The 24,776-nt window shown below is 56.5% G+C and carries 17 protein-coding genes and 1 pseudogene; 13 read left to right on the forward strand and 5 right to left on the reverse strand.

Annotation, left to right across the window (positions count from 1 at the left end):
* Positions 1-73 precede the first annotated feature (73 nt).
* Positions 74-1,300, forward strand: a complete 1,227-nt coding sequence (locus PV407_RS02735; RefSeq protein ID WP_332088332.1) for an Ig-like domain-containing protein — start codon at positions 74-76, stop codon at positions 1,298-1,300.
* Positions 1,301-1,374: 74 nt separating this feature from the next.
* On the opposite strand, the gene PV407_RS02740 is transcribed toward PV407_RS02735, so the two are convergent.
* Positions 1,375-2,214, reverse strand: coding sequence for an AraC family transcriptional regulator (locus PV407_RS02740; RefSeq protein ID WP_332088333.1), 840 nt, complete (start codon positions 2,212-2,214; stop codon positions 1,375-1,377).
* Between the two features lie 36 nt (positions 2,215-2,250).
* On the opposite strand from PV407_RS02740, the gene PV407_RS02745 reads away from it, so the two are divergent.
* From PV407_RS02745 to PV407_RS02760, 4 genes are all read left to right on the forward strand, one after another.
* A complete protein-coding gene (locus tag PV407_RS02745; protein ID WP_332088334.1) occupies positions 2,251-2,433 on the forward strand; it encodes a hypothetical protein in 183 nt (60 codons plus the stop codon).
* Positions 2,434-2,450: 17 nt separating this feature from the next.
* The gene (locus PV407_RS02750) at positions 2,451-4,232 is read left to right on the forward strand and encodes a hypothetical protein (RefSeq protein WP_332088335.1); all 1,782 of its coding nucleotides are present in this window, start codon (positions 2,451-2,453) and stop codon (positions 4,230-4,232) included.
* Between the two features lie 171 nt (positions 4,233-4,403).
* Positions 4,404-9,320 carry an Ig-like domain-containing protein gene (locus PV407_RS02755; RefSeq protein ID WP_332088336.1) on the forward strand — a complete coding sequence of 1,639 codons (4,917 nt, stop codon included), beginning with the start codon at positions 4,404-4,406 and terminating at the stop codon, positions 9,318-9,320.
* A gap of 28 nt (positions 9,321-9,348) precedes the next feature.
* On the forward strand, positions 9,349-10,677 hold the full coding sequence (locus tag PV407_RS02760; RefSeq protein WP_332088337.1) for an ABC transporter substrate-binding protein: 1,329 nt from the start codon (positions 9,349-9,351) through the stop codon (positions 10,675-10,677).
* A 118-nt stretch (positions 10,678-10,795) separates the two neighbouring features.
* Here the strand turns inward: PV407_RS02760 and PV407_RS02765 are convergent, their stop codons facing one another.
* On the reverse strand, positions 10,796-11,632 hold the full coding sequence (locus PV407_RS02765; protein WP_332088338.1) for a phytanoyl-CoA dioxygenase family protein: 837 nt from the start codon (positions 11,630-11,632) through the stop codon (positions 10,796-10,798).
* 189 nt (positions 11,633-11,821) lie between these two features.
* Positions 11,822-12,826, reverse strand: coding sequence for a LacI family DNA-binding transcriptional regulator (locus PV407_RS02770; RefSeq protein ID WP_332088339.1), 1,005 nt, complete (start codon positions 12,824-12,826; stop codon positions 11,822-11,824).
* Positions 12,827-13,123: 297 nt separating this feature from the next.
* On the opposite strand from PV407_RS02770, the gene PV407_RS02775 reads away from it, so the two are divergent.
* The 3 genes from PV407_RS02775 to PV407_RS02785 all read left to right on the forward strand — a co-directional run bounded on the left by PV407_RS02775 (position 13,124) and on the right by PV407_RS02785 (position 17,718).
* Positions 13,124-16,432, forward strand: coding sequence for a DUF4838 domain-containing protein (locus PV407_RS02775; protein ID WP_332088340.1), 3,309 nt, complete (start codon positions 13,124-13,126; stop codon positions 16,430-16,432).
* Between the two features lie 196 nt (positions 16,433-16,628).
* Positions 16,629-16,865 (forward strand): hypothetical protein, encoded by a 237-nt coding sequence (locus PV407_RS02780; RefSeq protein WP_332088341.1) that lies wholly within the window; start codon positions 16,629-16,631, stop codon positions 16,863-16,865.
* A 106-nt stretch (positions 16,866-16,971) separates the two neighbouring features.
* Positions 16,972-17,718, forward strand: a complete 747-nt coding sequence (locus PV407_RS02785) for a hypothetical protein (RefSeq protein WP_332088342.1) — start codon at positions 16,972-16,974, stop codon at positions 17,716-17,718.
* Positions 17,719-17,797: 79 nt separating this feature from the next.
* Here the strand turns inward: PV407_RS02785 and PV407_RS02790 are convergent.
* Positions 17,798-18,247 (reverse strand): annotated as a pseudogene (locus PV407_RS02790) (NAD(P)H oxidoreductase); the annotation flags it as partial.
* Here PV407_RS02790 and PV407_RS02795 point away from each other — a divergent pair.
* Positions 18,212-18,472 (forward strand): winged helix-turn-helix transcriptional regulator, encoded by a 261-nt coding sequence (locus PV407_RS02795; protein WP_332088475.1) that lies wholly within the window; start codon positions 18,212-18,214, stop codon positions 18,470-18,472. The pseudogene PV407_RS02790 and the gene PV407_RS02795 overlap by 36 nt on opposite strands.
* Positions 18,473-18,619: 147 nt before the next feature.
* Here PV407_RS02795 and PV407_RS02800 read toward each other — a convergent pair whose 3' ends face one another.
* Positions 18,620-19,078, reverse strand: coding sequence for a VOC family protein (locus PV407_RS02800; protein WP_332088343.1), 459 nt, complete (start codon positions 19,076-19,078; stop codon positions 18,620-18,622).
* A gap of 192 nt (positions 19,079-19,270) precedes the next feature.
* Between PV407_RS02800 and PV407_RS02805 the strand changes: the two genes are divergently transcribed.
* From PV407_RS02805 to PV407_RS02820, 4 genes are all read left to right on the forward strand, one after another.
* A complete protein-coding gene (locus tag PV407_RS02805) occupies positions 19,271-21,139 on the forward strand; it encodes a DUF4838 domain-containing protein (RefSeq protein WP_332088344.1) in 1,869 nt (622 codons plus the stop codon).
* A gap of 141 nt (positions 21,140-21,280) precedes the next feature.
* Entirely contained in the window at positions 21,281-22,225 is a 945-nt protein-coding gene (gene dapA / locus PV407_RS02810) for a 4-hydroxy-tetrahydrodipicolinate synthase (protein ID WP_332088345.1), read from the forward strand.
* Positions 22,222-23,238: a sialidase family protein gene (locus PV407_RS02815; protein ID WP_332088346.1), complete on the forward strand. Its 1,017-nt coding sequence runs from the start codon at positions 22,222-22,224 to the stop codon at positions 23,236-23,238. Before dapA ends, PV407_RS02815 begins: the two co-directional genes overlap by 4 nt.
* A gap of 76 nt (positions 23,239-23,314) precedes the next feature.
* The gene (locus tag PV407_RS02820; protein WP_332088347.1) at positions 23,315-24,400 is read left to right on the forward strand and encodes a GntR family transcriptional regulator; all 1,086 of its coding nucleotides are present in this window, start codon (positions 23,315-23,317) and stop codon (positions 24,398-24,400) included.
* Positions 24,401-24,776: the final 376 nt, after the last annotated feature.

Genomic DNA, 24,776 nt, shown 5'->3' on the forward strand with positions numbered 1-24,776 from the left:
CTTTACTTTGGGAGGCGTGCAGGAAGCCTTGTACGGATTTTCCGCACAACCATTCAAAGGAGGAACTATTACCATGAACGAATTTACGAGTCGACTGGATCTGCTGGAACCGCGGGGCAATATTCGCATGACTCCGAACGAGGAAGGCATAGCCATTACTTGTCCCCGCGATGACGGGGCGGTCATGGCGCCGGGCAAATACGCGATTCCGCTAAAAATCGATCTGACCGCCAAGACGGATTCGACCCATATTCGCCTGAAGTACGGCAATGGCGCCGTTATATTGAATTGGGAGCGCAACGAGCAGGAGCTTCGCGTTCACGATCCGGTGGGCGGGAATTACTGCAACGGAGTTGTCGGCAAGGGGAAAATCCCGGTCGACGAATTTGTCGACATCAGCTGGATTGTCGATAAGGACTATATGCTGCTTTTGGTCAACGGGGAAGTCCGATTATTCCGCAAAAATCAGCCCTATATGAAGCCGGTTACCGAAGGCGCGCCTTTCCCGGAGCTGGAGGTTGGGGTAGCTTCCGCCATGGGTTCCGTCGTGACGATAAAGGAGCTGCATGTTTCGCAATGGAACCATGCGGAGCACGATTCGGAGCCGCTGGCTTTCCTTCTTCCCAACAAAGCCTACGTCAAAGAAGGCGAAACGATAACGTTGGAAGGGCGCGTGTTCCCGGATACCGCCGCGAACAAAAAGGTTACATGGGTTTCGGACAGCAAGCATGTCGCGGTCGCGGATCCGGGCGACGGTACAGTCCGGATCGCCGGCGTAGAAAAAGGGACTGCGGAAGTAAGGGGAATTACGGAGGCGGGGCATATCTCTGCCGTTTGTCAAGTGGCGGTTTTGGATCCCGCCATCGTGTATGTGATTGACAAAAGGGAGCCCAAGCAAAAAATGGTCGTAATAAACTCGAATATAGCAGGCTCCGAATTTACGGACTGTTTCGCAGGCGACGTCGTATTGAAGGACATTTCGCTGCCCAACGTCCGGATCCAATACGCGGATTTAAAACAGTGCCGCTTTCAAGATATGAATATGCGTAACGGGAAAATATCCGACGCAAACCTTAGCGGCTTGGAGATCGACGGCGTCAACATCAGCGGAATGAAACTCCGCAATGCCGGCGCGAAGGATGCGCCCGTCGCCTTTGAAAATATAAAAATTCCGAAAAGCACAATTGCAGATTCCGACCTGTCGAACGTCGACATAACGAACTGCAATATAGAAGGTCTCAAAATAAACGGGATTCCGATCGAGGAACTATTGAAAAGCTACGAAACGAATCGAACCTAATGCGAATGTTCAGAGGCTGCCGAAACCGGCGGCCTCGCTTCGTTATTCGTCTCGTCAAGGAACAATCCCCCTACTCAATACGTTTCGCGGTATTTTCTCGGGGACATGCCCGTATGCTTCCGGAAAATGCGACAAAAGTAAGAGAAGTTGGGAAAGCCGATCCGCTCCCCGATTTCCTTAACGGACATGCTGCCCGTTTTCAACAGAAAACAAGCCTCTCTTATCCGGCGCGCGGTAATATGTTCGGAGATTTTGCTCCCGGTCGCTTCGTGAAACAGTCTGGACAGATGATAGGGCGACAGATGGACAAGGGCGGCCAGCTGCTCCAGGCTAAGCTCCTCGTGAAAATGCTGATCGATCCATTTCATAACGCGTTCGGCGTAATGGTCGGACCGCAGGGACGGCGTTTGATTGGCGGTGTGGTCCAGCGTGTTCCATATCCAGCTCAGCGACTGCAGCACGGACTTGACGAAAAACGTCAACTGCTCGGATCTTTCGTCGTACACGTGTTTGCCGAACAAATAGTCCCGGCCGTGTTGAAACAGCTGCTCGAGCATCGGGTGCCGGATCATTTGCACCGGAAGCTTCTCTTTCCACAAGTATTGAAAAAATCGGTGAAAGTGGGGGTAAGGCTGCAGCCGATTTTCCATGTTGTATGGGTCGAATATAAGAACGGTCCGTTCGTAGTCATTCTCCAGAACGGGCTCGACGCGGTGCAGCTGAAAGGGCTGAAACAGCACCAACGTACCGGGGCCGACATGGTGAATCCGATTTTCCAGGACGAGTACAATCGAGCCCGAGAAAATATATAAAAATTCCATTCCGTGATGCATGTGAAACGTATCGAAATGTCCGCGAGTGACCCGATAAATATATTTAAATTGCCGTTGATTCAATTCGTTGAAAAATTTCACGATTCATCCCTCATTTGGGAGAATTGGACGGTACGAATGGAAGCGATGCCGCTTTATTCCATTGTACATGAAACGCTTCCCGCTGCAATCAAAGAGCAAGAAATGAACATTTTACCGCAAGAAAAGAAAACATGGGGAGAGCGCTTTCTGATAACATTTGGGTTGCTCGGAACCGATTTTGTTCCTTATGGAATCGGTTACATATCCGGAGAACCTTGAAAGGGGGGCATCGAATCATGGTAAAGCAATCTTATGCGGTAAACGTTCTGCAGGAGCATTTTGCGAAAACGGCGGGCCGTTACGACTGGGACAGCGGATTAATTCGAGCGAACGGTCCGGGCCATACAAGAGAAGTGTCGAAGCTTGCGCAAACGCACGCCGGCCGAACGTCGGCCGCTTATTATGCGGCGGCCGTCCTGTGCGGTCAAATGGACGAGGCGTTCGGCAGCGAAATTTTGCGGGCGCTGCGCGCCCTGCAAATCGTCGATGAATCGAGCCCGTATAACGGCGCCTTTTTCTGGTACCGCGAGGAAACGCAGGTGAGCGACTCGAACGCGGCGTTTTTTACGCTTATGCCGATCGTATGCGTCGCGTTATGCAGGCCCGAACGCATCCCGTCCGAACATCGGCGGGAAATCGACGATATGATGCGGCAGGCGCTGAATTGGTTCGCGCATGAGACGGAGGACCCGAGCTTATATTACCCGAACAAAATCGTCAGCGACGGCGCCTTGTATGCGGCGATGTCGCAATTGCTGGGCGATCGCGGACATTACGGCAAAGCGGTGCATTTTTTTGAGCGCTGGTGCGCCTATACAACCGCTCGCGGGTGGGGCTGGGGAGAAAACATAAGTCCCGGATATATTCGGATTATTGTGACGGCGCTTCGTTTGGCGTGTATGGCTCTTGGGCCGGAGCAGGCCGGGCTGCGCGCCCGGCTGCGGGCGCACATGGAGACGCTTCTGGCCTATAGCGCGTTCCATGGCGATTACGAGTTCGTCCCGGCGATTCGCAGCTATAATTTTGAAGGCCATACCCGGCAAAACAGCTTGATGCTCCGCCTGATCGGCGCGATCGCCTCCGACGACGAACGGCTGTTCCGCAAGGAAGGTCTGTGGCACTGGGTCAATTTTACGCTTCTGTTCGAGCGGGAGCTGGAAACCCCACCGCAGCCGTTAACGCTCCCCGTACCGCGCCAGCGGAAGGAACGCGTCTTCGACGATTGTTATGCGACAAGCTGGATCGGGCATACCGGACGTTTGGGCAGCCTGAATCGGTTTCCGGTCATACCGGGCTCGTACCAATGGCCGACATGGGGGCTCGCCTGGCAAACGTTCCCGGTCTCCTTCAGCATCGACGACGAGCAAATTTCGTACTTGCGCTGGTTGATTCGCGAAGGCGATCGAGTTCGCTCCCACCCGGCCAAATCGTATGGCGAAAATTACTTGAGTCCGGCCCTGTTCCGCGAATCGTATTATCCGGACATCCGGCTGCGCAGCGCCCAGCACGGGCATGCGCTGGTCGTCGTGCGAAGCATGAGCGGCGTTCATCATCATTTTAGCGAAGCCGCGGACGAGTGGATGATACAACGGTTTGCAGGCAGCGTTTCCACCTATGAGTCGGAATCCGGAGTAAGCTGGATCGTGCTTCATTTCGGAGCGGCGGATGTGGCCGTGGCCGCATTGGGCGGCATCACGTCGGACATGGGCAGGCACGGAGCCATTGAGCCGGAGGTGGAGCAGGAAGGGGATCGGGTAACCATCCGTCAAGTGCTGTATCGCGGCGAAGAAAAATTGCACCATATCGCTCGCCTCGAAACCGGCTGGGCGGTCGTTCATTTGGATCGAAAGCTTGCCGAGTCCGAGCTTCACCAGCGGCTGGACCGGCTTCGCATCGAGGACCGTTCGTTTCGGGACGGGGAAGTGCCGCGCGCTCCGCACGACGAGCTTCGCGAAGTACGTCTGTTCGACGGCGACAACCGGCTCGTCGAGCTGCGGATCGACCCGTACGACCTTTGAAGCCGTTCGTTGGTTGCGACCGCCGATCGCGGAGGGGGGCCTTAGACCCGATCATGGAGGAGGTGAGAGGCGCATGCAAACGAAGCATGCGCTTGAGGTTATCGGTATCCTTGATTTGATTCGCTACCCGCTCTTATTATTCGTTTGTACTCGTTTAGGAGGTGAAGGCGCATGCAATCGATAGGAATACGGCAGCGCGACGGATCGGCCGGCTTGCGCGAAAGATCGCGGCTTCGATTTCGTTATGTTTCGAAGGTTATCGGTATCCTGGGGATCGTTTGCTGCACGGCCGCAGCGGTCGGCTTGGTCGGTATACCGCGCGCGATGGCGGCGAACATGATCGTCAATTCCGGCTTTGAAACCGATTTGACCGGCTGGAATGCGAGCGGAGCGACGATTTCGCGAAGCACGGCGGAGGCCCGTTCCGGCGCGGCGTCGGCGAAGGTCGTGCGTCCGACGAGCTATTCCGGCAATATCGGGCAGTCGGGAATGTCGTTCGAACCGGGAAAAACGTATTATTTTTCCGCGGCCGTCAAACGGGAGGAGGGCTCCGCACAGGTAGCGCTCTATTTGAACCAAAGCGGCGTCAAATGGGGGAGCGCGAACTATCCGATCATGGCCTCCGGCGTCGTGAATACGGAGTGGACGCTGCTGCGCGGGATGAAAACGTTCCCAACCGAATCGACGGCGTCGGGCTTCGGGTATATCTATGACAACGCCCGTCTGTTCGTCCAGCATTCGGTCAGTACCGAGCCTAAAAACGAAGCGGGGCAATATTCCGCCTTTTATGTGGACGACGTGATCGTCGAGCCGGCAACGCCCTGGACCGTATCGATCTCCGGAAGCGCCGAAGCGCAAATACCGCTTGCCGGCAATGCCGCCAATACGTACGGCTATTCGGCGGCGATGACGAATCAGATGGACACGTCGGAGGGGATGGACGGGGAAGCGCTTCACTGGTCGATCGTTGGCGGCCCGGCCGGCGTAACGATTCATCCTTCGACAGGCGTCCTGTCGGTCGGCAGCTCCGCTTCGATCGGTGCCGTAACGATTCGCGCCGAGGCGCAAGCGAACCCGTCCGCTTATGCGCAATATACGGTGACGCTGACGGCGAGTACGCCGGATCCGGAGCCGAAGGCGCCCGTCGCCTCCAACGTCATCGTAAACGGGCAGGCGAAGCCGGGCCGCCTGCTCGCGGCCTCCTACGACTATGTCGACGCAAACGGCGATCTCGAATCGGGATCGTCGACGAGCTGGTATATCGGCGAGACGCAAACGGGCGCGTTTACGGCGATTCCCGGAGCTGCAGGCAAGCAATATACGGTCCAAGCGTCGGATGTCGGCAAATATGTGAAGGTCGGCGTTACTCCTCGAACGACGACGGAACCTTCCGCCGGACCGATCGTTTACAGCGAGCCCGTGCTCGTAAATCTCGGCGCGGCGCCGGTTGCGGAACGGGTGCGCATGACCGGCATGGCATCGGTCGGGAGCGTATTGACGGGCGAGTACGACTATGCCGACAGCGATTCCGATCCGGAATCGGGCACAACGTATCGATGGCTGATCAGCGGCGCGAAGGACGGCCCGTATACGGCGATCGGCGGCGCAGCAAGCAGGACGCTTACGATTACGGCCGACATGCTGGACCGATTCGTCAAGTTTGAAGTGACGCCGGCAGATAGCTACGATACCGGGATTGCTTATTCGAGCGCTTCTTCCGAACGCATCGATTCCGGCCCGGCCTCGGCCTACTATGTCGACCCCGTTAACGGCGACGACGATAACAGCGGCACGCTCGCGCATCCGTTTCGCACGATTCAGCGGGCTCGCGACAAAGTCCGTACGATTGCGAGCGGCATGACCTCCGACATTACGGTTTATCTACGGGAAGGCACCTACGTGCAGCCGTACCAGATCCGCAGCGAGAAGTTGTACAACCGCGATCGGACGGTGAGCGAGACCAGAAGCATCAAGGCAAGCACGCTGACGTTCGATGAACGCGATTCCGGGAGAAACGGATTTTCCGTCATTTATAAGGCTTATCCGGGCGAATCGCCGGTCATTAGCGGCGGGCGCACGATAACCGGCTGGACGCTCCACGACGCCGGCAAAAACATATACAAAGCATACGGCGGAGGCGATCTGGATACGCGCCAGCTGTACGTAAACGGAGTTCGGGCCGTCCGCGCCCGCAGTGCGGGCGGATTAAGCAACGCCACGCACAGCGAAACCGGCCATACGACGACCGACACCTTTTTGGCGGGCTGGGGGAACATTCGGGACATCGAAATGGTTTACAAGCAAAAATGGACCAGCCCGCGCGGCAAGGTCGACTCCATAACGGTAAACAACGGCGTGGCGACGATCGTCATGCAGCAGCCCGGCTGGTATTTTATGCGCAATAAAGGGTCGACGAGCGCGACGGTTCCGTGGTATTACGAAAACGCCTACGAACTGCTGGACGAAGCGGGCGAATGGTATTTGGACCGGATGACCGGATACTTCTACTACAAGCCTCGCGCCGGCGAAGATTTGGCGTCGGCGGAAGTCGTCGCTCCCGAGCTCGAGGAGCTGATGCGGATTCAGGGCGGCAGTCTCGACCATGTCGTCAGCCATTTGACCTTCTCCGGCATTCGCTTCGAATATGCGACATGGCTCAGACCGAGCACCGGCAACGGGCATTCCGATGCGCAGAACAGCCACATCCGGGAAAGCGGCGTTGCCGGAGATAAGCTGATGGACGGCGCCGTTCACGTGCAAAACGCGCATTTTATCACCTTTGAAGGAAACCGCTTCAGCCGTCTCGGCTCGATCGGCTTAAAAACGGATGAAGGCACCCAGGACAGTCTCGTCGTCGGCAACGTGTTTACGGATATATCCGGCAGCGCGGTTTCCGTAGGCGACGTCTCGAACGATCAAAAGGAGACGACGGACCCGCGCAAGCTGAACCGGAACAACGATGTGAAAAACAACCTGATCAACCGTGTCGCCGTCGACTACTTTTCGGCCGCGGCCGTTTCCGCCGGTTATCCGGTCGATATGGATATTGCGCACAACGAGATCGGCGATGTGCCGTATTCCGGACTGCATATCGGCTACGGCTGGGCTACGAGCGCCTCGTCGAATACGCGCAATGTCCGCATACAGAACAACTTGATCCACGACGTCATGCAAAAGCTGAACGACGGCGGCAACATTTATACGCTGGGTACGACCGGCGGCTCGGCGTCGCAGCCGGGCATCGTCTCCGGCAACTATTTGCTCCGCGACCACGACGTCGGTCAAGGCTCGATTTATTTCGACGAAGGCAGCAACTATTGGCATGCGTACGATAACGTCGTGGAAACGACGCCGAATTTCGTGCACATCTGGACGAAAACGATTCACGATATTGCGGTTGACGGCACTTACACGAATACGCCGAAGCTCGTCAATAACGGCACGAACACGACGGTCACCGATACGAAGCTGTACGAAAACGCGGAGTGGCCGTCCGAGGCGTTGACGATCATTACAAATGCCGGCCTGCAGCCGGAATATCGCCGCCTGCGTCCGGCGGAGCCGATTGCCAAGCTGTTTATTCGGGAGATGGATTTGTCGTCCGGCCAGTCGGCCGCGCTTCGGATTGAAGCCGCCCTGACAGCCCGCGGAGCGGCAGTCGATCCGAGCGGGTATTCCATCGCGTTTGCAAGCAGCGATCCTTCGGTTGCGACCGTCAGCGGCGCAGGGATTGTGACCGCGGTCGGTCCGGGCAAGGCGACATTGACCGCGACGGTGAACGGCATTCCGGTGCCGGTTGTCCATGGAATTTATGTGGACGACGAATACGACGGACTAACGGTTACCGGATCGAAGCCCGCCCTGATGCCTCGGCAATCGCTGACGCTCGCCGTGTCGAGCGTAACGAAATACGGAAGAGTCCGTTCGATCGATTCATTGTCGTTTACAAGCTCCGACCCGGGCGTTGCGACCGTTACGGCCGGCGGAACCGTTACGGGCGTTTCGATCGGCAGGGCGGAAGTGAACATAACGGCGATCATCGGCGGCATACCCGAAACTTACGCCTATGAGATCGATGTGAAGCTCGCGCTTACGGAAAATATAATCGGCGAGCCCGAGTTTTGGTATGTAAACGGCACGGCGGAAAAGACGGCCTCCGACGGTCTTGTCACGTTCCGAACGCCGAGCGGAATAGCGATGTTCCAGGGCAGGCAGTATGCCGATGAAACCGTGAAGGTACAGATGACGATCCAGGACACGGCCGGCTGGCATGCGGTCACGTTCCGATCGCAGCAGGACGATCAATCCTACAACGCGCCGACGAACTCGACGTACATGATCGTTTTCAGTCCGACGGCGGTCGAGCTGCATCGCTTCAATAACGGGAACCGCACCGTGCTATACGGCAATTTATCCGGATATACGGCGAAGATCGGGGGCGCTCTGCCAAACGCCTATATGTCCTACGGCAACAATCATCTGGTCGAGTTCGGCGCGATCAACGTGCCGGGCGGCGTACGCATCGTCCTGAACGTCGACGGACATTCGGTGATCGACGCTATCGATTCGTTCAACGGCTATATTACGGATTCCGGCTATGTCGGATTGTATGCGCGGACCGGCTCGATCGCGCTGCGCGACTATAAACCGGAGGCACCGCTTCAGCTCCGTTATACGTCAAAATCGACAAGCTCCGTGGAGCTGGCATGGGATCCGCATCCCGCGAACGTCGGTTCGGTGATCTATACCGTTTACGGAAACGCCGATACGGTTGTCGGCAGCACGTACGGCACGACATGGACCGTTTCCGGACTGCATCCGGCTTCGACCTATACGTTCCGCGTGCATAGTACGAACGGCTTCGGTTACGTTTCCGAGGCGAGCGATCCAATAACCGTAACGACGCTGCCATCGGCTGCAGGAGATCCGCCCGTGCACCGGGGCCGCGATAAACGGGACGACCGTCAAGGAGAGCAGCGGCTGGAGCATACGCCGTCTATTCCCGAGCAAACCGAAAGCGGTTCTTCCCTTCGGGAAGACGCACTGCTTGAGCAAGGCAGCAGAACCGATCCGCCCGGAAACCGATAGACGCAACCAATAAATGGGGGGTATACAAATGAAGACGACATGGATACGATTTGCAAAATGCGCCTCGCTGCTTGCGACGGCCGCGGCTGTGGGCGCTTGCGGCTCCGGCGGCAACTTACCGTCGCCGGGAGGAACGGCGCCGGCCGGAACTTCGAAGGCGCCGGTTGTCGATATGTCCAAGCCGATCAGTCTGACGTTTTTCAATAATGCGTCCAACGAAATATTCGAACAGGAAATCGGCGCGCGCATCAAGGCAAAATACCCGAACGTAACGATTAAAACGGTAGGTAATGGTTTTACGCGATCGAATATGGAAAAGCTGCTCGCAGCCGGCGAACAGATCGATCTGTTCTGGATCGGGTTTCAGGAAAGCATCGCCGATATGAAGGAATTGGGGCTGGCGATGGACTTGTCGGAGTTCATCAAACGCGACGGCTACGATTTATCGCGCTTCGACGACGCCGCGCTGCAAATGGTCAGGGATCAAGCGGACAAAGGAGAAATCTATGCTTTGCCCTGGCAAGTCGGATCGGCCGTCTTGTTTTATAACGTCGACTTGTTTAATAAATTCGGCGTAGCCTACCCGAAGGACGGCATGACATGGAGCGAAACGATCGAGCTGGCGAAAAAAGTGACGCGGAGCGACAACGGCGTGCAGTATCGCGGGCTCGATATCGGGCTGGTTCGCCACTTTTATCAGCAGTATGCGTTGTCACCTTTCGATCCGAAAACCGGAAAGGCAACTTATTTGAGCGATCCGAGATGGAACCGGATCATGCAGTTTGTGAGCGACCTGTATTCGATTCCGGGCAATCGTCCGGACAAAATCGCCGAGGACCGCGCCGGCTTCATGCAGCAAAAAGTAGTCGCCATGCTGCCGTGGTCCGCTTATTTCCAACCGTTTCTGGGCGCGGCCGGATTGAACTTCAACATTGCGGCGCTCCCCGTATTCGACGACGCCAAAAGCCAAGGCGTTTCGCCGGCGGCTTCCATCCTGATGATGAATCCGAAAACGAAATATAAGGACGAAGGCTGGGAAATTTTAAAATTCCTCGCCTCCGACGAAGTCGAGATCGCCAACAGCCGTATCGGCTTTCCGCCGGCCATCAAGCTGCAGGCGGCCAAGGACCAGTTCGGGGCCGACCTGCCCGGAGTCGACAAATTGAATATGAAGGCGGTGTTCCATAACAAATTGACTCCGCAGCCTGTCATAAAAGGGGAATACCATTCGGCGGCGATCAAGCCGTACGTGCCCATGATCCAAAATGTCGGCAGTGCCAAATCCGATATCAACACCGCCCTGCGGGAAGCGCAGGAGGCCGCCGACAAGGCCATTCAAGAGCTGAAGTCCAGATAATCTTTGTACGATGCCGGACGCGTCAGACCGTTGCGGCCGCAAAGAGCCCTGTTCCTTGTCGGTTTCGAACGACGGGGGGCAGGGCTCTTTCGGTCGCCCTTTCGGACAAGTTCGGCCGTCAATGCGCATACGCGGTTTGGGCGGCTCTTCCGCCGAGCCAAAACCGTTTCAGCGGAACCATCGACTCTTCGGGCACATAATATTTGAAGAAATTCGGGCTAATGTCGCCGAGCAGCTGGCGCCGGATCGGATCGGCGCCTTCAAGCAGGGCGGGAGAAGCCCGGTGATAGTCGATCGGCCGGATCCAGATCGGACTGTAGCCGATGAACAGCTGGCGGCGCGTGAAGCCGGAGCGGTTGTGCGAGCCGGCATGCCACAAATTTTGCGGGAAAATGAATACGTCGCCGGGCTTGCCGCATATTTGCATTTCGCCATCCAGCGGCACGTTTACGTCCGTCTGCACCGGATGGAAATCGGGAATCCGGTGGCTGCCCGGAATGATTTTCGTATTGCCGCGGTTCGGCTCCGACATGTCGCTCAAAATGTAGCAAATTTTCACGTAATATTGGGCCGTGAGTCCGCCGACCTTCGGAAATTGCGGATGCGGTCCGTCCTGATGCCAGTTGATGAAGCTGTTCGTCGCGGTTTTGACGTCGTCCGGATTCGGCTTGCGGACGGTGAGATGGGAAATGTGCAGCTGGATGTTATAGCCCATCAGATTGACGATCAGCGGAAGCAGCGACGGATGGTCGATCAGCGACAAGATGGACGGATCGCGCTCCACGCTGTTGTAAACGTTGTACGCCAAAGACTCGGGTTCCTCGGCGATAATGCGATCGATGGCGGCGTTAAGCTCGGCCACCTTGGCATCGGAGAGCGCCCCCCGAAGCAGCAAATAGCCTTCTTCCTCGAATTGCCGGACGAGCGCCGGAATGTCCAGCTTCATGTCGTTCATAGGTTGTACCTCCTGGTTAATTACTCGAGTAAGTTTCGGGCCGAAAAGATGGGAGGGAGGTGACGCCCTCCATCCCGGTCCGCTTTCCATTCCTATTTTACTCGCGTAAACGAACATTTCAAGCTTTATTTTTTCGCTGCCGGAAGCGATCGGTCTAATTTCCGGCCTTAGCCGCCAAAACGAACCGCTTCACGGACGAGCCCGGCCGGTCGATTGCCGAACGACGATCTCGTATTTCTCCGTGAAGCCCGTTAACGGTACGCCTTCGCTCAAATGCGCCAAGATCGCGTCGATCGTCGCATACCCGATCTCCCTCCGGGGATAATGGATCGTCGTCACGGGGGGAGTCGTATGGCTTGCCATCAAAATGTCTTCGCTGGAAGCGATCGAAAGCCGATCCGGGACGGATACGCCCCGATCTCTGCAGGCGGACAGTACGCCGATCGCCATCAGGTCGCTCGCGCAGACGATCGCGGTGAACGGCAGCTCGTCCCCTTCGGCCAACCGGCCGGACATCGCATCGTAGGCCGACTCCAGCGAGCCGAAGTTGCCGCGCAGCAGCCATTCGTCGCGAAATTCGAGTCCGCGCGCGTCCAACGCCATGCGAAAAAAACGGTAGCGGACGTCGAGATGCTTTTCGCGCTCCCGGTTGCCCATGAAGCCGATCCGCTTATGGCCGTGACCGGCGAGATGCCCGACCAGCTCGCGATAGGCCGCCAGCCAGTCGATATCGGCGAACGGCACCGTATCGTGCCGCTCCTCCGGGGTCATGATCGAGAAGAGGGGAACGCCCACCTTGGCGAAATGCTCGACCGTTTCCGGCTTCAGGCTTTGACCGAACGCGATGATCGCATCCGTTCGCCCCATGAAGATCGTTTTGAGATGGTCCTCTTCTTCGGGAGCGTACGTTTGGAAAATCAGGGATTGCCCGTATTGACGCGCCTTCAGCTCCAGTCCGAGAGCGATCCCCGTTTCGAACGAATTGCCGATGTTGTTGAACAGGACGCCGATTTGATTCGTTCGTTTCGTCTTCAGGCTGCGGGCCGTCAAGTTCGGGTTGTACCCGAGCTCCCGGATCGCCTCCAGCACCTTTTGACGGGTCGCCTCCTTCACGACGGCTTTATTGTTAATGACGTAAGACACGACGGCGACGGATACGCCCGCGCGTCTGGCCACATCGTCTCTCGTTACCATTTCCGCATTCTCCTTATCGTTCGGGTACTTTCACGATATCGAGGGGGGACGGCGATGTCAAGCGGCGGACGCTTGCGACGTTTACTCCAGTACATTTTTTTGCCCCGACTGCGAAAAAACGATTGTCAAATGGCCTTCGGGTTGTTTATAGTAAAGTTGTTATTCCGATTTTTACTCGTGTAAATTAAGAAGGGAGGGCTGCAAATCCCGAAATCGAGTGACAGACCGCTTCGATACCCGGAGACAGAAAAGCCGACACGCTAGGAATATCATTTACGGAACGGAGGATGATCGTACATGAAAAAGGGACGATTTTGGCCGCGGGCGATTGCCGTCTCCCTGCTGGCAGCCGCCATCGCCATGCCTGTCGGGCAGCCTGCTCGCGGCGAGGAACGAGCGCCGAAAAATGTAAGCGGTGTCACGGCAGCCGATACGGCCGGCAAGAAGACCGATAAACCCGGCAAACCTGAAAAACCGGACAAGCCCGGTAAGCCGGACAAACCCGGAAAAGGTCCGAAAACCGACGGGCTGCTCGTCGAGAACGGCACCCCTCGCGCAGATATTTTGATTTCGCCGGACGCATCCGACATGGAGCTGTACGCCGCGGAGGAGCTGCAAAAGACGCTGAAGGCGGTCAGCGGAGCGGAGCTGCCGATCTACCGCGGCGATTCCGAAGCCGAATCGACCAGCGTATATTTGCGGCAAAGCGGGCTCGAGCTGCGCAAAAGCGGCAGCTACCCGTTCTCCGTCGACTTCGTCAATAACGCCGGCGTCGCCAAAAACGTCTACGTCGCGGCCGTTCCCGGCAGCCCGTTCGACGTCGCGCTGAACCCGGGCTTCACGCTCGGGCCCAAGCAGGCGGGGAGCGTAACCGGCTCGGTGTATGTGCCGTCCTCGACTCCGGACGGCGTCTACGACGTGCTGCTTCAGCCTTCCGTGAACGGCATTCCCGTCGATCCCGTTGCGCTTGCGATCGATTTGGACCGGAACATGCTGATCAATCCCGGCTTCGAGCTTTCCATCAAGGACGGCTGGTATTCCGCGACGAGCGCGCCGAGCGCGGACGCGCACAGCGGAATCGGCGCGCTGCAATTGAAAAGGGGAAACGTGCGCACGACCCAATCGATCGTGCTGCAGCCGGGAAAAACGTACAAGCTGTCCGCCTGGATGAAAGGCTCCAAGGCCGGAACGGCGCAAATGCAAATCCGGGAAATGGTCGCTCCGAGCACGACGAAAGCGACGTATGCGCAGTCGATCAACGTGACGACGGAGTGGAAGCGCTATGAAATGACGTACGTGCAAAGAGCGGACACGACTTACGAATTCAATTGGCTCGTGTTCTCCCATATCGACAATTCGCAATCGCTCTTGATCGACGACGTTTCGCTCGTAGAGGCGGAAACGGGAGCCGAAAGTCCGTCCGGTCCTCCGCCCGTCGTACCGACCGGTCCGGCCGACGGCCGTCTGCGAATCGTCCTGACGATGATGGACCGGCTGTCCGTCGCTTCGGACGTATACGCCGAATATGCGGGATATTTGAAAGGTTCGGACGGATTCGCGATCCATCGTTCCGGAAGCCGAATCTATATCGCGGGAGACGAGCCGAGGGGCGTTCTGAACGGCGTCTACGACTTCCTCGAGGAAAACGCCGGCGTTTTGTGGACGCGCGCCAAGGAAGCGGGGACGTTATACGAGCCGCAGACTACGATTGCGCTGTCGAAGACGATTTATGCGGAAAAATCGCCCCTGAAGGTGCGCGGCTGGATGACGACCGGCAGCGGAGCAAACGGCGACGGCCACAGCGATTACGCTACCGAAGTGATGATGGCCCGCAACAAAAACAACGCGAAAATGGCGGAGGCCGGAAACCGGCTGCTTTGGAGCCGATTCGCGGAGACGGGGCTGACCCCGGTCATGCTCGGCCACAATCTCGCCTTCTGGCTGCCGAACGACGAATATTTCGCCACGCACCCGGACTATTACAATATGAAGGACGGCCAATACGTGCCGCTCTCGGATTCGACGCAAATCAATTTTTATCACCCCGACGTCCCCGGCGTCATCGCCCGGAAAGCGAAAGATTTGATCGCCCGGACGGGCGTCGACTATATCGGGATCGGCATCAACGACAATTCCAACTTCAACCAGGGCGAGCTCAGCGAGAAGCCGTTCGTTACGGAGGACGGCGTCGTCGTGCAGCCGGACGATCCGGCTTATCGGTCGACCGTGTTTTTCGCCTTCCTGAACAAGGTGGCGCGGGAAGTGAAGGCGGCTTACCCGGACGTCAAAGTGGCCGCTTACGCTTATACGTTTACGGATACGCCGCCGAAGGTGGAGCTCGAGGACAATATCGTGATCGTTTATGCGCCGCTGTACGAGGACGCGAGGGAACCGATCGCCACGACGGACGCAACCAACCCGAACTTCGCGTACAACGAGAAGCTGAAGGCGTGGGCGCAAAAGACGAAAAACATCATCGTTTACAATTATTACGGAAGCTTCCCTTCGAACGCGTACGAACGGCCGATCGCGGAAAAGGTACAGGCGGATATGCGCTATTACCGCGATCTCGGCATTCTCGGCGTACTGCCCGAAGGAACCGTAGATGCGGGCAACGAGGCGTGGGGCGTGAACGCGCTCCAATATTGGCTGTTCAACAAGCTGTTCTGGAATCCGGACGAAGACGTCGAGGCGCTGAAAGCGGAATTTATCGCGAAAGCGTACGGGGAAGCGGCCGAGCCGATGCGACGGTATTACGACTTGATCGAGCAGGGCTGGAATTACGACCGGGCGCAGCAAAGCTGGGCGACGAGCGGGGAGACGCTTGTCCGCCAGTACGTCCTCGTGGCGGGGATTAAGGATCAGGCGCAGCAGGCGCTCGACGAGGCGTACGCTTTGGCGGACGCGCGGGCGAGGGAGCGGATTCGCCCGATCAAGGAAACGTTCGAGCGGATGGTGGCGATCGCCGTCGATTCGGTCAACGTCTCCGCGAACGCCGTGAAGACGACATACACGAAGCAGCAGATCATGAGCTCGCTCGATTTCGGCGTAGGCCCGTGGACGAAGGTCGAGACGCCGGTCACCTATTTCAAGGATATGCTTTCGCGGGAAGTGCCTCCCGTTTTGACAAAAGCGTACTTGCTGTGGGACGATCATTACTTGTACGTCGGGTACGAGAACTTCGATCCGGACGTGTCGAAGATCATCGCCAGCGATACGGCGCCGAACGAATGGTGGCTTAGCGGCAAGGACGACTCGGTGGAAACGTATTTGTCCGACGGCACGAGCGGAAGCAACGCCTATTACGCGTTTATGACGAATCCGAAGGCGCTCAATCTGGATTACAAGGGACCGGAGCAATCCGCGGCCTGGAACGGCGTCTGGGAATCCGCCGCCGAGATCAAGAGCGACCGGTGGAACGTCATTCAGGCGATCCCGTTCAGCACGCTGAACGTTACGCCCGGGACGGACACGACCATAATGGGGCTCCTGTTCCGCAACTATCACCGCGCCGGCCTCGGCCTCGGCTTGTACGGGTGGGCGGGGGGCTCGGTATGGAACCCGGCCGATTTCAAGCCGATCCGACTGGTCGAAGCGTCGCCGTAAGCTTCTAAGTAAATGGAATACGAAATACGGAGAGCGAGCCTGTTCGACGGAATAGGCCGCTATCCGTTTCGAAACGCTCATCGCCGATAAACAAGTATTGCCCAATCATGCTATATTATATATAATATAGTACGATTCGATCCTCTTGATCGACTGCGCTTGCGTGTGGCAGGTCCAAATTCGGAGGTGAGCGGAAGTGAACAAACGGGTCGCGGCCGTAATTACGGAGTACTGGGATATTAGTCACGCGGACGTCATTATTACGAAGATGCTGGACGGGTTCCGGATGGACGGGCGGCTGTACGCTTCGACGATCGACATCGTAAGCTTCTACGTGGACAAATTTCCGCCGAACGATTTAAGCCGCGAAACACGGCATTCCGATCTATGGCACGATTCGCGAAGCGCTGTTGGCCGGTCAAGCCGAATTTAACCTCGACGGCATCATCATAATCGGGGAGCACGGCGATTACCCCGACAATGCAATCGGCCAAACGCTGTACCCTCGTCGTATTTTTTTCGAACAATGCCTTGACGTTATGCTGGAGTTCGATCGAATCGTTCCCGTCTTTACGGACAAAGGCTTCGCCGTCGTAAAGGAAGATATCGAATGGATGTATGACCGGATCAAGCAGCACCGGATTCCTTTCATGTCGAGCTCCGTGGTGCCCTACGCTCCGCAAAGACCCGCCGAAAAGCCGTTTCCGAACGGGACGCCGCTTCGCAAAATGTTCGGATTTTGCTACGGACCCGTCGAACGCTACGTCTATCATACGCTGGAAATGATGCAATCGATAGCGGAAAACCGGGCACGCGGCGAATCCGGCATTCAGAAGGTCCAGGCATTCAAGGACGAAAAAGCGATAGAGCGGCTGCTGTCCGGGGAATGGAGCGGCATTTACCGCACGCTCGGCGGATTTATGAACGTTCGCGACCTCGATGCGTTTCCTTATGAAATCAAAGACCCCGTGTTCGTGGAACTGCATTACAGAGACGGCTTGAAATCGGCTGTGCTTCTGGCGAACCCGGCGGTTTCGACTTTTGTTTCCGCGTATCAGGCCGACGAGCAGGAGTCTCCGGTATGCCGCGAATTCATGCTGCAGGACGGGAAGCCGTATATCCACTTCGGCAGATTGGTGCTGGAAATCGAGAAATTCATGCATACCGGACGGCCGCCCCATCCGGTCGAACGCTCCTTGCTTACGACCGGCGCTCTCGATGCGTGCATGCGTTCGCTGCATGCCGGGGAAGCGGTCGATACGCCTCATCTGCTCGTTCGTTATTGATTTTCAAGGACGCGGCCGCGAAACGGCCTGCGTCCTTTTTGAATTTTTTAGCATTTTCGGACTTCGTTCCGCAAGCCGATCAGTTCCGCAGCAACTGCTTCGACTGCATATCGTTGTCATAATCTAGTCCGAGATGATAAGCTTTCGTCAGGAGCCTATCGAAAATTTCCGGTCTTGAATCCAAAGTGTCGTACAAGATCTCGACCTTGCTGTCGGAGATTCCGCAGTACCCGGACATTCCGACGTTCAGCAGCCGGGAGAGCATCTTATCGTATTGTCTCTTCTCGAAATGTTCTTACGGAGCGGCCGCCAAACCGAGCCACAGCACTCGCTTATGATGCAATTTATTGGAGCCGTACGCAAAACCGTTGTTCCAGACCCGGTCGATATATCCTTTCAGCATGGCGGGAAGACTGTACCACCATATCGGAAAAATATAGGCGAGAGCATCGTGCCGCTTCATTCGTTCGATTTCGGACTCCACCTCGGGCGAATACATTTTGCGATCGGATGTCCAATCGGGCTCATCCTCATACCCGACATTACCCAGAAAATGTTGACCCAGCAGCTTCGGGAGCTGGAGGAGGACGGCATCATCATTCGAACGGTATACAATCAAGTGCCGCCGAAAGTTGTTTACGAAATGAGCGAGTTGGGGAAGTCGTTGAACTCGATATTGGATCAAATGGGCGAGTGGGGCGAGCAATATATCAATCGACGCGAATGGAAGTCCGCCTGCTGTACGCCGAACTGACGGCGAACGTATGCGAGGCGTAGACGCGAATGCATTCGGTTTGAAGAGGCCCGCATTTTTTTGAACTGCAATGGCATCCATGCCATAATATAGAAGCCCGGAATATTTGGACTTCCGGGCTCCCGGCACGCAGAAGACGCCGGAACGTCAACGATCCTTTTGATGTCCTCGAATAGCCGCTTCTTCCGAGGTCATCGTGACAATTTGAAAAACGATACCGAACTTGTCGGCGACAATGGCAACGCCGGGACTAAAATGAGTTTGCTGCAGCGGCATTTCCACCTGACCCTCTTGTTTCAATGCTTCGTAATACCGAATCGCTTTCTCTTTTTCGTCGGTCGTCATACAGATCTGAACCTGGTTGCCGCTTCGATGTGGCCGGCCGGGCAGCCGATCGGCAACCATAACGGTTGCCATGCCGATTTTTAAAACGGCGTGCGCTACCAAATCCCTCCGGTTTGCCGGCAAAGGAGATTCGGGATTTTCCGGCGCGTCTCCGTACGTTTGGCTGAACAAGACGCTCGCATCCAATGCTTCTTTGTAAAACTCGATGGCTTGCTTTGCTTTTCCGTCCATCATGAGGAAGGCCGTCAATTGCACCGTCATCCATATCCAACTCCTTTGTCCCATTTTCCCTGTCCGATTCCCATTGTAGCCGATAATAGTGACAAGTCTTGTCATAAACAATGAATATTATGCGGTTTGCCGAAAAACGGAGGAGGAGAGCGATTGAAAAGAGCCGTCCGGATTGCAGTCGTCGCATGCGTGCTCCTTTTGTCCTGCATCGGAGGCGCTATCTTGTATACCAAATACAATAGCGGCCTGTTTTTGGTATACAAAGGAGAGGCAAGAGCGGTCATCGTCAGGCAAAACGGCGCAATCGGCAAGGAGGCGATCGACGAGCTGCGCGGCCGGGTCCGCAAAGCAACCGGGGTCGACCTGCCCGTCGTCGACGCGGAGCAGCTGGAGAACCGGCATTTGCCCGAAAAGCACGTGCTTGTCCTGATCGGACCGGGACCGCTGACGGAAGAGCTGGGCATACGGGAAAGCGACTTCGAGAAGGAAGCTTACCGGGTAGCCGCGATCGGCAACCGGCTCGTTCTGGCGGGGGCGGATAACGCCGCACTACTTTATGCCGTGAGCTACTTCCTCGACGAGTACATGGGCGTACGCTATTTATGGCCGGGCGAGCTCGGTACGTATGTGCCGAAGCGCGATTCGGTCGAATTGCCCGCAGTCGACGTGACGCGGCGGCCCGAGGCGGAGCAGCGGCGGCTGCGGACCGCCCACACGGGCTCCGAGGTCGAGCGCTGGTTGGGCGTACATATGATGGGAAGCCGCAGCCGGTTTGCCTTCGGCCACGCATTCACGGAATGGTACGACAAATACGGGAACGAGCGTCCGGATTATTTTGCCCGGCCGCCTGCCGGCCAGCAGCAGGTTCGTTCCGACCGGGTCAAGCTCGATCTGAGCAATGAAGCGGTCGACGACGCCATCATCCGCGAATGGCAAGCGGCGGGGGCGCCGGACAATTGGAACGTCACCCCCAATGACGGAAACGGCTTCTGCGTCAGCGCAGGCTGTCTTGCGATGGACGAACCGGCCGGACAGCCGATAGACGCGATCTGGAGAGCCGAAGGCAATTTGACCGCGCGATACGTAAAGTTTTGGAACAGATTGATCGAGAAAATGCGCGGCATCAATCCCAAGGTCACGCTCTCGACATATGCATACAGTTCGTACAAAGAGCCGCCTCATGCCGGATTGAAACTGAGCAAGGGCATAGTCATCGGCTTCGTTCATACGTTCCGGGCGGACGAGCAATGGAAGGGCTGGTACGATACTGGCGCGGAGCTGTTTCTGAGGCCGAACTGGTGGCATTCGGGGGCGATCGCTCCGAATTTGATGCTGCACGCGACCGGCGACTATTTCAAGTACGCCCGGCAAAACGGCATGGTCGGCTTCGACTTCGACAGCATTATGGGATACTGGGGGACGCAGGGGCTCAATTATTACTTGATCGCCCGGCTATCCGCGCGTCCGGAGCTTTCCGTGGACGATGTCATCGCCGAATACGCCTCCGCATTCGGCAAGGCGGGGCCGATGATCCTCGACTATATCCGGTTTTGGGAAACCTTCTCCGAGGAAACGGCCTACAACGTATCCGCCGGCAACGGCGTATCGATCGATCCGAACGGCCGGTTCGAAGCCGTGGTCAAGCAATACGGTCTTCCAAGCTCCCCGCTGAACAGCGGGTGGTACACGCTCCCTTACTTGTACACGGATCCGGTGATGCAAGAGGCTTACGCGATTCTCGACCGAGCGGACCTCGCTGCGGCGAACGAGGAAGACGAAGTGCGGGCGCGAATCGCTTTTCTGCGCGACGGACTCCGCCATCTGGAGCTGACCCGCGAGGTCGTCCGATACGGCTATGAGAAGACGAGGCCGGCCGGGGCGACATTGGAGCGATTCCGCTCTTTAAGCGAGGAGCTGGACCGGTACCGGAAAGCCATATCGCAGCGGCACGTCATCTGGTACGACGTGTTGAAGGCCGAGGAGAAGGAGCGACATATTCCGACCGAGCCGGCACGTACGACCGGATGGGACCGAGCCGGTGCCGGAAGGACGGGCGGCGCGGAGCCGGACGAACCGTTTCGGGGCTTGTGAGCGATCGAAATCTGTAATACAGATGAATGTCGGTATTGAAATCGAGGTTTCGCGTGCTACTATTGTAACTGTGTCATACTGATTTTCGGATTACATATATCTGTAATACAGATTTGTGAGAAAGGGAGTGAATCTGCAATCGTGACCATCGACAAACAAACGTTTAAAAGGATCTATACCGCCCTGTTGACCCCTATGCATGAAAACGGAAATATCGATTTCGATTCCTTGCATCGTCTGGTTCGTCATCAGATCGAGCAAGGAATCGCCGGGTTTTATGCCGCGGGCAGTACGGGGGAAGCGTTTCTGCTGTCCATGCAGGAACGAAAAGACGTGTTGGAGGCGATTATCGGCTCCGCGGCGAAACGGGCGACCGTCATCGCCCATACCGGCAGCATCGGCACGAGGGAGAGCGTCGAGCTTGCCGCGCACGCCGAAACAATCGGTGCGGACGCGGTATCGGCGGTTGTGCCCTTTTATTACAAACCGGACATACAGGAGCTTCTCGCCCATTATCGGGCCATCATGAACGCCGTCCGCATACCGGTTCTGATTTATCATTATCCCGGTGCGACGGGCGTCAGCCCTACCCTTGATTTTTATGAGCAGATAGCTCGCGAGCCCCAATGTTTGGGAGTCAAATTCACGTCGATGAATATGTTCGAAATGGAGCAAATCCGCGCGAGATGCGGCGACGACTTTCTTCTGTTCAACGGGCATGACGAGGTGTATGCCGCCGGAGCGCTTATGGGGGCCGATGGCGCGATCGGCAGTACGTTCAATATGATGCCGAAGCCGTTCCTCGACATGTTCGCGATGCTGTCCGAAAAACGTTGGGAGGAAGCGCGCGGCCTGCAAAGACAGGTGAATGCGGTAATCGGCCATATGCTCCGATTCGAGGTCATTCCGTACGAAAAATATGTGCTTCATTTGCAGGGAGTCATTCGATCTTCCGCCGTCCGGCTGCCCTTGAAGCAATTGAACGAGGCGGAGAAGAAGCGGATCGCGGACTTCTATCAAGCCACTTCCTTATTGCTTCGGCATCGGAACAAAGACGTCGACTCGAAAGAAGGTGCGAAGCGGTGATTCGGCAAAAGGAGCTTTTCACATCCGGGCAGGGAGGGTACCATACTTTCCGCATTCCCGCTTTGCTCGTGACACGGGAAGGAACGGTTCTGGCCTTTTGCGAAGCGCGCAGAAACGGGCAGGGGGACGCCGGGGATATCGATGTCGTTTTGAGAAGGAGCGAAGACGGCGGAGAAACGTGGGGCCCGCTGCAGGTCATTGCCGACGACGGCGCCGACACGATCGGAAATCCGTGTCCCGTCCAGGATCGGGAAACCGGAACGATTTGGCTGATTGTATGCAAAAATGCGGAAGAAGGGCACGAGAAGGACATTCTTGCCGGCCAAGCCGATCGGGAAGTGCTGAAGGTCAAAAGCGACGACGATGGCCGTACCTGGTCCCCGCTCGAGAATATTTCGAAAAGCGTGAAGCATCCCGATTGGAGCTGGTACGCGACGGGACCTGGCCACGGCATCCAGCTTAAAAGCGGCAGGCTGGTCGTACCTTGCAACCATGCGGTATTTCAATCGACGGAGGGCAGATCCGGCCCGTATATTTCCCATATCGTCTACAGCGACGATCACGGGGAAAGCTGGCGGATCGGAGAGGATGTCGGCGAGCACACGAACGAATGCTCGGTCGCGGAACTGCCCGATGAAGCGCTTTACCTCACTATGCGAAGCTATCATGGACAAAACCGAAGGGCGTTTTCCTGGAGCCTCGACGGGGGGATTTCCTGGTCTTCGCCCGAGCTGGACCGAAATTTGATCGATCCGGTCTGTCAGGGGAGCGTCGTCTGTACCGAAGAGGGGATCGTCTTGTTTTCCAACTGCGCCAGCGAGAAAAGGGAAAAGCTGACGCTCAGGTTCAGCGCGGACCGCTGCCAGACCTGGAACGTGCTCGAGGTACTGCATGAAGGGCCGGCGGCCTATTCCGATCTGGCGTTGACCCGAACCGGCGCAATCTTATGCTTGTTTGAATGCGGGGAGAAGAAGCCTTACGAGAAAATCGTTTTGGCCAAGGTGAAAATGTAAACGCAGTTTGCTTACTATCAAGCATTAAAATAAAATGAGTATGACAGATTTCAGAATGAAGGATTGGAGAATCGCTGTGGCCGATCATGGTTTCCGTTACGTCGAGGTGAAGGAAAAGCTGATAGAGGAAATCGGGTCGATGAAGCCTCATGACCGGCTGCCCTCGCGTACCGTTTTGGCCGAAACATACAAGGCGGCCCGGACGACCGTCGAACGGGCGATTTCCGAATTGATCGGCGAAGGCTATCTGTACGCCCGCGACGGAAGCGGTACTTACGTTTCCGAAAAAAGAGACGGTCCGAAACGAAACGGGCCGGTTTCGGTAGGATTGATCATTCCGGATATTATGCACGATACGTATCCCGGAATTTTGCGGGGGGTCGAGGACGTAACCCATCGTCACGACATCAGTCTCGTCGTTTGCAACACCGACAATCAGGCGGACAAACAATCCAACTACATCCAGAAGCTGCTCGAGGCCGGAATCAACGGCATCATCATCGTCCCCGCCATCGCGGGAGCGGTCGATCCGGCTCCGTTTTACAAGCTGCAGGAGCTGAATACGCCGATCGTTTTCTGCAATCGCGGAATTGACGGGATCGAAGCTCCGAAGGTGGTGTCCAACAATTTTTACGGGGCGTATGTCGCCGTCAAGCACTTGATTGAACAAGGCTGCCGCAGCATCGCTTATATTTCGAGGCCGATGTATTCCACATCGTACGAACGGTACCAAGGCTATACGAGCGCTTTGGCCGAAGCCCGAATCCCGGTTCGGGAAGACTATGTCATGTTCGAGCCTACCTTCGAGACAGAGCGTCAAGGGTACGACAGTGTTGACGCGATGTTAAGGAACGGTTTGCGGCCGGACGGGATATTTTGTTTTAACGACGGGATTGCGTTGGGCGCTTACGAGGCTTTGACGCATCATCGTCTGCAGGTGGGCAAAGACGTCAAGCTGGTCGGATACGACAATACGAGCCTTTGCGAACGAATGCCGGTCAAGCTGAGCTCGGTCAAATTTATGACTTACCAGACCGGCAGCCATGCGGCAGAGCTCATGGTCCGGATGCTGGCCGGCGATCCCGTGCGGAACGACAAGCTTATCGTCCTGCAGCCCGAGCTTGTCGTCCGGGACAGTTCCGTAATGCCGCAGCTGCAGTAGACGACGACATCTATTAATGGAGTCCGCCAAGAGTCGCGCACCGTGCGGCTCTTTTTTAATATAAACATACGGATATCATTTCGGGTTCCTTTTGATGATCTCGTGGTATTCGGAGCAGCGCCATTCGTTTCCAAGTCCGGCGTATCCGAATTCTGCCGGGCCGCTGGAATCGAACGAACGGGAAAACCTCCCGATAAATCGCTCTCCTAGTGGCGTCGTTTCGAAATACCGGGAAAAGCTACCGATAAAATGGCGTAGTATCGGCGAAAAACGCGGTTTGGACAAATTTAGCGGGACGTTTTCCAGTTGGTTTGCCCGGAAACGGGAATCGACCTAAATTAGCTGGAACTTTTCCATCACGTTCCCAAAACCGGAG

It is taken from the genome of Paenibacillus sp. GYB003, assembly GCF_036577625.1.
Classification (GTDB): domain Bacteria; phylum Bacillota; class Bacilli; order Paenibacillales; family NBRC-103111; genus Paenibacillus_AB.